This is a genomic window from Psychrobacter sp. AOP30-A2-5, assembly GCF_052378115.1.
Lineage (GTDB): Bacteria > Pseudomonadota > Gammaproteobacteria > Pseudomonadales > Moraxellaceae > Psychrobacter.
Genome location: NZ_JBQSXK010000015.1, coordinates 1 through 11,706, shown reverse-complemented (window position 1 = coordinate 11,706; position 11,706 = coordinate 1). Strand labels below are relative to the sequence as shown.

The following is an 11,706-nucleotide window of genomic DNA, read 5'->3' as shown; positions in this document are numbered from 1 at the left end:
AGACATTAATAGAACAAAAGCGAGAAATACGATGACTTCACGAAGTAAATAAAAAGTTTATGAAGAATCAAGACAGACTAAACAAGGAAGTAAAAAGTGAAGCAGTATTTTGCTACTCCCTTACTCATAGACAGTGTACTAACTGAAAGGTCTTTTAAAGACTTAAAGACAAAGTTGATACCGAATAACGGCTAGGAGAATGTTGATTAACATAAATGATAGTTATTATGAATCAGGATATAGATAAATTAGATTTTTAATCGTATTTTAGGTTTTGAAAAAAAATGTAAAAACCTTTCACGCTATTCAATAATTAGCGTAAAAGGTTTTCTGATATTATTTTTAATAATCCACAGTGTAGCTCAACCCGTAAGTTGTACCCGAGGCAGGCAAACGATTCAAATCGCCATAGGTAGTTTGATGATAGACCGTTAGATAATCCTTATTGAGTAAGTTATAAATTCCATAGTCTACTCGACCTACCGGCATTTTGACTTGTCCTAATACATCAAGTGTCATATAACCTGTGACTGGCAATGCGCTAGAATCAGGGTCTTTTTGTTGATCCTTAAAGGCTTTATTATCACCGCCAATTGCTAATGCTTGTAGACGTACATTGCTGCCTTCATCAAAGTTGTATTGTGCAAATGCGGTGCCTTTAAGTGGTGTCAAGCGTACGGCATCCAGCTCCAACCAATCACCATCTTTATCATACTGGCCACGAGTATAGGCGACACTGCCACCCACTTGCCATTGATCATCAATATCATGGCTGAGCGAGCCTTCTACGCCGTAGACGCGCTCATCGGTATCGACGACTTCTACCGTATAGTCATTGGTAAAGCGTACCGTTTTATCTGATTCATTGTAAAAACCGCTCAATCGTGCAGCAGTACTGCCATGCTTACCTTGCCAGCCCAACTCGTAATTGTCGATCGCAATAGGCTGTACGTTGTCTGAGTTGACGACAAAGCCTGCTCGTACATCACGTAGCGCACGCTGAATGTCAGCAGTGGTAAAGCCTTGTGAAAAATTGGCAAATACTTGGTCATTTGGGGTTAATTGATAGCTGGTACCGATATTAAATAGGGTTTTATCGTGGTCTGTATGGCCCTTTTCCACTTGACCAGCCTGATAGTCAATGCCATAAGCATCACTGACACCGTTGATGAGAGGATCATTAAAATACTCTTCGAGCAATTGCTCATAAATGGGCGTGAAAGTAGCCGTTTCTGCTTTGAGTTTTTGATAGCGCACGCCCGCACTGGTATGCCACTTATCCGTCAAGTCTATATCGGCATTGACAAAAGCGCCCCATTTATCAATGGTGGTATCTGGTCCGCCATTATAAGTAAGACCATTAGTTTGAGCGCTCAAACCATTACTAGCAAGAAACGTGTTTAAGTCTTGACCTTCATAGGTTTGCTCGCTTTTTTCGCGTTCAAAGTCAGCACCATAGCTAAATAGCGTCTTTTTACCTGCGATTTCGCTATCCGTTTGCATGGCTGCGCGTAGACCCATCACTTCAATATCTGCTTCTGATTGAGTGACGAATGTTGCCGCGCCCAACAGCTTACCTAGCGTGTCTTTATCAGTAAGGCCATTGGTAGCCCAAACTTCAGCTGCTTGGTCTGCTGCACTTTTCCCAGAAGGATAAAAACGGCCTTTTTCGTCTCGATAGTAGCCAGTCACGCTCAAATTTGAGCCTGCAATATCATCATTATTATAGTTAAGATTCACTGATGTTTTGGTGGTATAAGGCTCGTTTTCTACGTCGGCACCGTCAATCGCTTTTAAAGATGGTGGTAATTTTTTCGGTTTTAATAATACTTGTAAATTTTTACCATAATCTGGACCATAGTCAGTATCCTGCTCATCATTATAGTAAGTCACTGCCAAATCAAGACGTTGGCTGTCAGTGAGCTCTATACCCAAGCTACCATTAACACTTAGCGACTCAGTATCTTGTTGGTCAGTTTGATTGACGTCTGGACTGATGCGATTATCGTGGCTATCGAATTTGCCGCCCTTACGATCATAATCCACATCTAGGCGACCATAGACTCGCTCACCGCCATAACCCAATGTCTGCCCCACATGATAACCCAATGAATCTGAGTCAAAATTACGACTGCTACTGACGCCGACTCTGGTTTGCCTGATAGAGCCATAACCCACCATAGATTTTGTGACGAGATTAATCAGACCACCAGCCGCGCCAGCCCCATAAATACTGGTCGCACCAGAGAGCACCTCTACCCGCTCAAGCTGCGCAGGGTCGATACTGTTTAGCTCGCGTGAAAGGCTGCGTGAGCCACTCAATGGCACACCATTCAGCAAAAACTGCACGGGACGGCCATGCATGGTCGTGCCATAGTTACTGGTTGAGCCACTACTTGCCCCCAAACTTGGAATCAGCTGAGCCAATATATCTCCAGTAGTGCGATTGCCTGTCGCCTGCATCTGCAGCTCATTTTCGGTAATTACCTGTGTGACGGCGGGCATCTCACTAATTTTTTGTGCCAAAGCCGTTCCTGTCCTTGCTTTAGCAGTGACCGTAATGGTATCTAAAGTCACGTTTGGTAACTCACTTGAGGCGGCGTTGACAGCTAAGTCTTCTGAAAGCATTGTATTTGAAGCGATGTCCATAGCACTGACATTGTTTTGTGCATATAGTTGCTGGCTGATACAAAGGGTAAGAAAGGATAGAGCAACTTGATGGTGGCGTTTCATATTCACTTCACTTAATTGGCGGATCAAAGAGTGGTAAAAGTTATATTTAGCTAATAATGCTGTGTGTACTAACTTTGTGAACAATATTGTAAATGATAATCATTTTTGTTTCTATAATTATTTACAATATTAAAAACCCCTAGTGCTTCCAAAAAATACTGCTCCATCGTCACTCAAGATTCAATATTTAAGCGGTATCCATAACTTAATTGATAGCTCTCTATATGTCTTAACACTGATATATTATTCATATCACCCAAGCGCCTGAACAAGGCTTCTTAGAGCATATGATGGCCTTGGTACGATAGAAGATGCCAAACGTACCAGAACGCCAAATGAGATTGAACTGACTATATTGCCGTCCTCTCAAAAGGCAAACTCATTGCTATTTTTATTTCAGTGGCTTTGTTAGTTTGCTTAATTTCGACAACGATTGGCGTAGTAGTCATGAGCTAGATGCTCAAGCTAAGGTGATTGTGATCTTTGGACGAGCGGTGGAAGCTGCTGGCGACGTCGATGTACTATGGATTTAGAACAACAATTCACAGAAGTGGCTCGCCGTGGTAGTATGCTACTGCTCATTTCATTAATATTAGACCAATACGGTCTTATGAATTTGCCGTCAAGAGAGATAAATACTGGGCGTTCAGTAGGTGTCACTTTCGTTCTGCTAGGCATGATTATGGAGCTGTGGCTCACTCCTTCATTTACCAACACAAGCAATGCCAAAGTTAACGTGGCTAGCAATTTAAGTGCCATAAAAAGCACTCCAATAGGCACCATTCTATTTATGCTTTAGGTAACAACTTGCCAGTAGAATAACGAGTAATTATTGATATCGCTAAGTCTACGTCTCATCTACTTTTTGAGCCTTGAACTCACAGAAGAGTGAATTATATGCTAATAAATTTCCTATTTGGGTGCGGCAAATCTTTAGCACTCTAATTCACTAATCTATAATGATATTACAAACACGCCTTAACTCAAATCAAAAATCCATTGTGGCTGACAGCATAAATGTACGCGGCTCACCCAAGCCAAGACTGGTATAATGCGGCTTTGCCCAATAAGCTTTATTAGTTACGTTAGCAACACTCGTTCTTAATGTCAGCGGCTTTTTATCAATAGAGGTGGCATAACGTGCACCTAAATCATATACAGTGCGACCTGGTAATGACAGTGAGTTGCCTGCGTCAAGATATTGCTTAGATATCGAGTTTGCATTAGCTGTCAATGTCAAGTCTTGAATAAAAGGTAGATCCCATTCAACACCAAGCTTAGACTGCCATTGTGGGACACCTGTAGCTCTATTACCCTCATTAACGCCACCAAGCGTCTTGGTTAGCTTCGCATCAATATATGAAACCCCACCCATTAGGCGTATGTCTTCAATGGGTGAGCCAAAAAACCCCCATTCAACACCTCGGTTACGCTGTTCGCCAGCATAAGAAAAGATATTACTAACAGGGTCTAAATAGCTATTAGGTTTCTCTATTTCATAAACACTTAGGGTATGTGAGAACTCACCAAGATCAAGCTTTACGCCAACTTCTTTTTGTTGCGTCTTATAAGGGGCAAACATTTCACCAGCATTTTCTGCATCTATCGGTGCAGTAGAACCTTGGCTCAAACCTTCTATATAGTTAGCATATAAAGAAACTTGATCGTTTACTTTACTTAGTAGCGCTATTGATGGCGTAGTCGCACTTTCGTTGTAATCCTTTGCTGATGCCAGCATACCTGCTTGTTTACTTTCTACCTGTTGATGGCGTAGTCCTAAAGTCAGCTGATATTTATCCTCAGCAAAAGACAGTGTGTCTGCAAGACCATAGCTGGTCAAATTCGTTTTTGTGTTCAGTAGCGCAGGAGAATTGAAGGGAATATTACGCGACTCCCATACTGGTTTATATATGTTCGTGACCCAATCTTCAGCTAATAAACCCCTTCTAGCACTTAAATCATAATCTTCCTGATAGTCAACGATGTTAAATGCCAATTGATGATTAACTCGTCCTGTTTGGAATTTACTTTTTAACCCTATCTCAGCAGACTGTCTTTCGATTTCATCATCAACTTCTCCAAGGTTAGTCCGATAGTCTCCTGCGGCATTGATAATCTGCGCGACAGAGGCACTCTGCGACTTAAATTTTGTTTTACTATTTCCGCCCGCACCATAAATCATTAAATCAGCAGTCACATCATATTCACCACGTATCATTAGCCCCTTATCTTCACTATCATTAAATGCCCAGCTTGGGTTCAATAGAGTCGCTGGTTTGGGCGGCTTAGGAATTGACAATCCTGGTGCTAGGGTGAGACCGCGAGTCGGTCCATCGACACGATCTTTACTATGATAAAGATCTGTCGATAATCGAGCACGCTCTCCTTTCCAGTCCAGTGCAACAGAAGCCAGTTGCGCTTGTTTTTCTTGATCATTTACTGCACTATCACCCTCTCTATAAGCACCATTAATCCGAACACCAAACTGCTTGTCTTCACCAAAACGCCGTCCTACATCCACATGCCCACCAAGTTGTGAGTCTGATAAATATCTTGCCGTCACTCGCGTCAACGGCTCATCGCCTGCTCGTTTAGGCACTAGGTTGACTGCACCGCCTACTGAGCCTTTGGGCGGCATACCATTCAATAAAGCTGAGGGCCCTTTGAGTACTTCGATACGCTCAAACATCTCAGGTGAGCTACGATAATAAGGTGCCATACCGAATAGCCCGTCTACCGTAACATCACCAATGTCTGAAGAGAATCCACGGATAGAATAACTTTCAAGATTCTGGCCACTAACCCCACTGCTAAAGACGGCAGGATCGGTAGCAGCGATGACAGCCGTAATATCGGTGGCTTGCTGATCTTCAATAAATTTATCGGTATAGCTGATGGCACTAAACGGCGTCTCTAAAAAATCCTTATTTCCCAAGAATCCAGCGTGATTGGTATAGGTCACCTGCCCACCTGAGTAGATAGGATTGTCGTTGCGTTCTGCCACTACTGTTATCGCAGGCAAGGTCACTGTAGGAACGTTGTTATCCTCCTCTAACGGTGGGTTTTGCGCTCCTTTGCCAGACTCAGTGGTTTGCTCACTATGTGTCACATTACTATTTGTCTGTGCATACGCTGATGGCATACAGATGAATACCGTCCCAGCGACTAGGCTCAAAGACATGGCAAGTCTTGCTGATACGATATAATTGAGCGTGAAAGAAGGATTAAGCGCAAAAGAAGGTTTGGTCAGTGTCGCCCGCTGTTTGACCCTATTTTTATGACCTAGGTGTTGAAGTTGGTGCATGGAAACGTCCTCTTGTTTTGATGGAAATAATAATGCGAATAAAAACACAAATGATAATCATTAACAATTTAGAATAAAAAATCCTCTTTTCTTCATTTAATTATTCACGAGGACATGCCCTAGTCCTACGTTAAAAAACATCGTTCGTCTTAGAAGGTTCCTAGAGTGTCTCTAGGACGTTGGCTGATAACCTTTGAGGACATCGTCCATTATAATGTTTAATGAGGTTGGGCTGGCTGCTGCTATATACCACGCATCGGCATCAACAAAAACAACACGACCATTTTTCCATGCTTTTGTTTGACGAAGTAAAGGGTTGCTCACCTCCTCAGGATTGATAATAGCGCGGTGCTCCATGACAGCGGTACGGTCTACGATATAAAGAATGTCTGGATCAGCCTGCTGTATAAACTCGCTAGAAATCGGCTGTCCATGTAAGCTGGTCTCTACAATCGTACTCGCAGGCTTGACACCCAAGTCATTGAAGATAAAACCATAGCGTGATTGCAGCCCAAAATTGCTAAAAGCCCCATTATTGTGTAAGACAACCAGTGCTTTTTCTGGGCGGGTTTTTGTGAAGTCCTGAACCTCTTTGACTCTTGCATCTAACTGCGTGGCTTTTTGCTCTGCCAATGCCTCTTTATCAAAAATACGACCTAGAGTTAATAAGTGACTTTTAACACTGGCTATATGCTGCTGACTGTTATTAAAATTCACATCGAAATGCAGAGTCGGTGCAATCTCTGACAGCTCTTGATAGTTAGCGGCGTGCAGCGGGGTCATTAAAATCAGATCAGGATGTAGCGCATGGATACGTTCCATATTTGGCTGAACAATAGCGCCCAAGTCCTCTACTGCGGCATCCGCTTTGTACTGCGAAAGAAAGTGCGGAATATAGTCTTTGACCATTCCTGCAATCGGAACATCGAGCTGATCCAAAAAATCAGCTTCATTCATATCCAGTACCGCGACGCGTTGCGGTCGAGTATTGATGACAGTAGTACCAAGCTCATGCTTGATCGTGATGGGCGTCTCAAGTTTTTGTGACGCGTGTGCTGGCTCATTTGTCAGCTCAGTAGATTTTTTTTCGCATCCTTGTAATGATACGGCGGCCGACATGACCAGTACCCAAACCCAATCTCTCTTACTCAAATTCATACTGCATCCCCTGATAAATTGAAGTAGTCGCACAGGCAACCACGTTCACTACGAATGATCTCAAAATCAAGATCGTATAACTCACTTAAATTGGTTTCTGTCACGACCTGATCGGACAGTCCGCTAAAGCTAAGCGTGCCATTTTTTAAAGCCACAATATGGTCAGAATAGTTGGCTGCAAAATTGATATCATGAATCACCAAAATCACCGTGCGCCCCCGCTCATCACATAGACGGCGTAAGGCTTGCATGATTTGCACTGCATGCTTCATGTCAAGATTGTTTAGTGGCTCATCCAATAACAACACATCTGTCTGTTGCGCGATGGTCATCGCCAAAAAAGCCATTTGCCGCTGTCCACCACTTAATTCATCCAGATAAGAATGACGTAGAGGCTCTAATGCCAAAAAATCAATGGCCTCATCAATGATGCGTCGATCTTCTGTGGTTAGCGCACCACGGCTATACGGAAAGCGTCCAAAGGAGATCAGCTCCTCCACGGTTAATCGTAGATTAAACCCTGGAGACTGCCGCAGTGTCGCAACATGATGCGCGTATTCAGAAGTACCAATCTCACGGATGTTGCGATCATTGAATGATATCTCACCGCTACTTGTTTCCAATAGCCTTGCCATCATCATCAACAAGGTGGATTTTCCAGCACCATTAGGACCAATTAAAGAGGTAACACTGCCAGCCTGAAATTCTAGGCTGATATCTGATAGCACAGATTTTTTGCCATAGTTTTTATGGACATGGTTGATGGTAATCATGTGAACCCTCTAGTACGGACGGTCAGCGCAAGAAAATAGATGCCACCCACAAGGTTGACGAGAATACTGACACTGGTTCTATAATTAAAGACATGCTCAACAAATATTTGAGCGACTAAAAATATGGCGATAGTAATGGCACAAGCGATGGGTAAGGTGACTTTGTGTTGGTTACTCCCTGCAAGCGCATAAGCGATGTTGGCAATGAACACACCCATAAATACCGTAGGACCGATCAAGCTCGTTGACACAGCCACCAAAATGGCAATTAAAGCCAGATATAACTTAACATATCTAGGATGGTTTACACCAAGAGACAGCGACTGCTCACGGCCAAGCGCCATCACATCTAAGACAGGCAGTGTCTTACGACTAACCCATAGTACGGTGGCTACCGCAAGCGCTCCATAAAACAGAGTCTCTGGCTGAGATCGATTAAACGAGGTGTAGCTTACCCCCTGAAAAACCGAAAACTCGCCAGGGCTAATACGCAGCTGAATAAACTGCGTAACCGTACCGATGACCATCGTCAACACCAAGCCAAATAACAACAAGGTATAGACATCATTTTTACATTGAGGGAAAAGCCAGTGATGAAGTGCCCAAGAATATGCCAGCATCAATACGATTGATACGATAAAATTACCACTGACACCTAGCAGCATCAGTCCATTTGTACCCATCACAAAGAGCAACAGTACTTGCCACAGTAAATAAACAGCCTCATAACCCATTATAGAAGACGCCAAAATACGATTACCAACAATAGTTTGAAAGATTATAGATGAAAAAGCTAAGCATATACTACCGAGAACAATAGTCGCTAGACGCATCAAACGCTTAGGAATTAAGTAATCAAAATCTAAATCAGAGTCTATCAATAAGAAGATAAGCGCCAGCAATATAATCAGTATCACGGTCGCCCAAACCTTTGCCGTAGCACTCATCTCACCCCCTTCATGATTAACACAAGGAATATTACACCGCCTACCCCGCCTGCGGTAAGGCCAATGGGAACCTCAAAAGGATAAATGACGAGCCGCCCAAAAATATCACAAATCAGCAGTAAACAAGCACCGCCTAAGGCGACTACTGGCAGTGTCCGCGACAGGTTTTCCCCGTACTTTAGAGCGACTAGATTTGGAATAACCAGCCCCACAAAAGGTATGGCGCCGATGGTGATGACTGAAGCGGCTACCGTCACTGAGACCAGCATGAGCCCTAAGGCGGCCGTCGCCGCATAGCCGAGTCCTAGACTGGCGGCCATGTCCTCGCCCATACCCAGTACCGTAAAGCGATGGGCATAAATATAGGCTAATACAATGATGGGCAAAATAATATAAATCAGCTCGTAATGACCTTGTATAACCCTTGAAAAATCTCCCAATAACCACCCTTGCATACTTTGTAAAATATTATGGCGATACGCATAAAACTCCGCAATTGATCTCAGCACACTGCCATACATCAACCCAAGAACAGGAATAAGCACAGCGCTCTTAAACTTAATACGACTGATAATGAGAATAAAAAGTAAGCTTGCGGCAAAGCAAAAAACCAGCGCAAAGATCATTTTACTACTCGTACTGGCATTAGGAAGCATGGTGAGCGAGACCAAAATGCCAAGTTTGGCAGCATCCAAACCCCCTGAAGTTGCGGGCTCAACAAACTTGTTACGGACGATGTGCTGTAAAATCACGCCGCTAACAGACAAACCCACTCCTGTCAGTACCAGCGCAATCAGCCGTGGTATACGGCTCGCCGTTAAGGTCAACCATGCATCGTTGGAGAAATTAAAGAGAGCTATAAGTGAGGTCTGTTTTGAGCCCAGCATAAGAGAAACGGCACAGAGTAAAATGAGTAACAAAGATAGTGAGCGCATTATTGAAGTTCTTCTTACTTATTACGAATGACTTTTTACTACGCTGAAACATACCACCAACAGTCTATAAAACTCATTGCTAGGATTTTTCATTAAAGCATAAATGAGAATCAATCATACTATGCTTGTTTGAATAGGTAAGTTGAATATAAGGTGAAATTGGGAAGTTATACCGTGAATAAGGGAAATTATTCGGAACGATACCTCAGCATTTACCAAGGTTTAAAGATTGAATTAACTCAGGCGCAACATAGGTTTGGCATAAATAAGTCGTATATCAGCAATGCTTATTTAGCTGATTTTAGAAGATTGTGGCAGCTTGACATCTATTGGTTGGCTAGATAAGTTGTGTGGGTGTAACGCCATAAAATTTGGTGAAAGCTTTACTGAAATTGCTAGGATCACGATAGCCAACATACCATGCAGTCTCTTGGACGCTTTTATATTCATCTAGCAACAAACGCATTGCTTCCTGCATACGCAGTTCACGGATAAAGCTGCCGATTGTTTTACCCGTTTGTTGTTTGAACTGTTGCTTGAGATAGCATTCGTTTATACCCACTCTTTGAGCCAACAAGGAAATTGTTAATTTATTACTGTACTCTTGGCGAATAATATCAACGGCCTGATCAATTTGGCTTTTTTGGTTTGCTAATCGGCCTGATATATCTTGAATGCCTAAAATATCTTGGCAAAGCAGCAATGCTTGACTCTCTAAAGCTAATCGGTCACTCAAAGTACAGCAGGGTAAAGAGAGGATATAAGCTGCACGAGCAAGTAGACGTGGCTGGTTGGATAAGCTGACTTGAACCATTTCAGGATCTTGATTATTAGAAAGTAATAGCCATATTGGAACAGCGAAGCTTTCTGCCCAGCGCGACAATAATGTTTGATTAAAATCGATTGTTACGATATGGCTATTTATAGGGGAATTCTGCAAATATTCAGTATCAACTATAGAGTTTATATCACCAAAATCTCCTGATCGTCGCCAAATTTGCTGCGAATGAATACTTGTATCAGTCCGTAAATTACTAGCATGTAAGGTATAGTTCGCATCTACAATTAAGTGCATCCCTACATCACAAGAAAATGATGCGGCGGGTTCCACCAAAGATTGGCTGCTAGCAATGCTGTTTCGACCGAGCACGATACCATTATGCAAGCTCAGTAAGTCACCATAACCAGAGCTGCCATCATAAGTTGGACGTTTAATCAAATAGTCAGAATCAGGATGATCGAAAGACCAGTATTCGGTCTGATAGTGGTCGTAAAATGCATGTAAGTTTGCCATATAAATACAATCAAGATGTTTTGGTATGTGTGTTTATGTTATATCCAGCTAAAAATAGCTTTACACGTATAAATAGCCAGTTCTCCAGTCTTGAAGCAATAATAGCATTATTAGTAATAAACAATCATATTAATGTTAATGATTATCAATTAAATATAATTCAATGGTATTCACATACCAAAAAGGAGTAAGCATGAGTCTGCTTATAGCGAATATAAAAAAAGAGCTTGATGATATTGAACAGTTTTGGAAGCCTACTGATATTGCTCAGTTTAATCAATTAACAGTAAAACTGGCTAAATTGAAAGGTGAGTATGAATGGCATAATCACGAATATGAAGATAAGTTATTTCACGTATTGTCAGGCCAGCTATTTATTATATTAGAAGACAAAACCGTAGAGGTGAACGCTGGTGAAGTTGTCGTTATTCCTAAGAACAGTAACCATAAACCTTATGCGCCTACTGAAACGAGTGTAATGTTTTTTGAACCTTTATGAATATAGAATTAAATCTATAACAATGTTTCTATTACAGCTATTTGATTGAAATGCATCTGAGCA

At 42.2% G+C, this 11,706-nt stretch carries 9 protein-coding genes; 2 read left to right on the top strand and 7 right to left on the bottom strand.

Features of this window, described 5'->3' with window-relative positions; translation table 11 throughout:
• Positions 1 to 342 precede the first annotated feature (342 nt).
• Positions 343 to 2,733: a TonB-dependent receptor gene (locus ACT3S4_RS10755; protein ID WP_444761034.1), complete on the bottom strand. Its 2,391-nt coding sequence runs from the start codon at positions 2,731 to 2,733 to the stop codon at positions 343 to 345.
• A gap of 523 nt (positions 2,734 to 3,256) precedes the next feature.
• Here ACT3S4_RS10755 and ACT3S4_RS10750 point away from each other — a divergent pair.
• Positions 3,257 to 3,532, top strand: a complete 276-nt coding sequence (locus ACT3S4_RS10750; RefSeq protein ID WP_444761033.1) for a DMT family transporter — start codon at positions 3,257 to 3,259, stop codon at positions 3,530 to 3,532.
• A gap of 189 nt (positions 3,533 to 3,721) precedes the next feature.
• On the opposite strand, the gene ACT3S4_RS10745 is transcribed toward ACT3S4_RS10750, so the two are convergent.
• The 6 genes from ACT3S4_RS10745 to ACT3S4_RS10720 form a co-directional block, all read right to left on the bottom strand.
• Positions 3,722 to 6,037 carry a TonB-dependent receptor gene (locus tag ACT3S4_RS10745; protein WP_443564040.1) on the bottom strand — a complete coding sequence of 772 codons (2,316 nt, stop codon included), beginning with the start codon at positions 6,035 to 6,037 and terminating at the stop codon, positions 3,722 to 3,724.
• A gap of 171 nt (positions 6,038 to 6,208) precedes the next feature.
• Entirely contained in the window at positions 6,209 to 7,195 is a 987-nt protein-coding gene (locus ACT3S4_RS10740; protein WP_444761032.1) for a siderophore ABC transporter substrate-binding protein, read from the bottom strand.
• Positions 7,192 to 7,968, bottom strand: coding sequence for an iron ABC transporter ATP-binding protein (locus ACT3S4_RS10735; RefSeq protein ID WP_443548148.1), 777 nt, complete (start codon positions 7,966 to 7,968; stop codon positions 7,192 to 7,194). The genes ACT3S4_RS10740 and ACT3S4_RS10735 overlap by 4 nt, the downstream gene beginning before the upstream one ends.
• Positions 7,965 to 8,915, bottom strand: a complete 951-nt coding sequence (locus ACT3S4_RS10730) for an iron chelate uptake ABC transporter family permease subunit (protein WP_444761031.1) — start codon at positions 8,913 to 8,915, stop codon at positions 7,965 to 7,967. The genes ACT3S4_RS10735 and ACT3S4_RS10730 overlap by 4 nt, the downstream gene beginning before the upstream one ends.
• The gene (locus ACT3S4_RS10725) at positions 8,912 to 9,850 is read right to left on the bottom strand and encodes an ABC transporter permease (protein ID WP_198329937.1); all 939 of its coding nucleotides are present in this window, start codon (positions 9,848 to 9,850) and stop codon (positions 8,912 to 8,914) included. Before ACT3S4_RS10725 ends, ACT3S4_RS10730 begins: the two co-directional genes overlap by 4 nt.
• A 337-nt stretch (positions 9,851 to 10,187) precedes the next feature.
• On the bottom strand, positions 10,188 to 11,144 hold the full coding sequence (locus tag ACT3S4_RS10720; protein ID WP_444761030.1) for a helix-turn-helix domain-containing protein: 957 nt from the start codon (positions 11,142 to 11,144) through the stop codon (positions 10,188 to 10,190).
• 193 nt (positions 11,145 to 11,337) lie between these two features.
• Between ACT3S4_RS10720 and ACT3S4_RS10715 the strand changes: the two genes are divergently transcribed.
• The gene (locus tag ACT3S4_RS10715; protein ID WP_060491130.1) at positions 11,338 to 11,643 is read left to right on the top strand and encodes a cupin domain-containing protein; all 306 of its coding nucleotides are present in this window, start codon (positions 11,338 to 11,340) and stop codon (positions 11,641 to 11,643) included.
• The last annotated feature ends 63 nt before the right edge of the window (positions 11,644 to 11,706 follow it).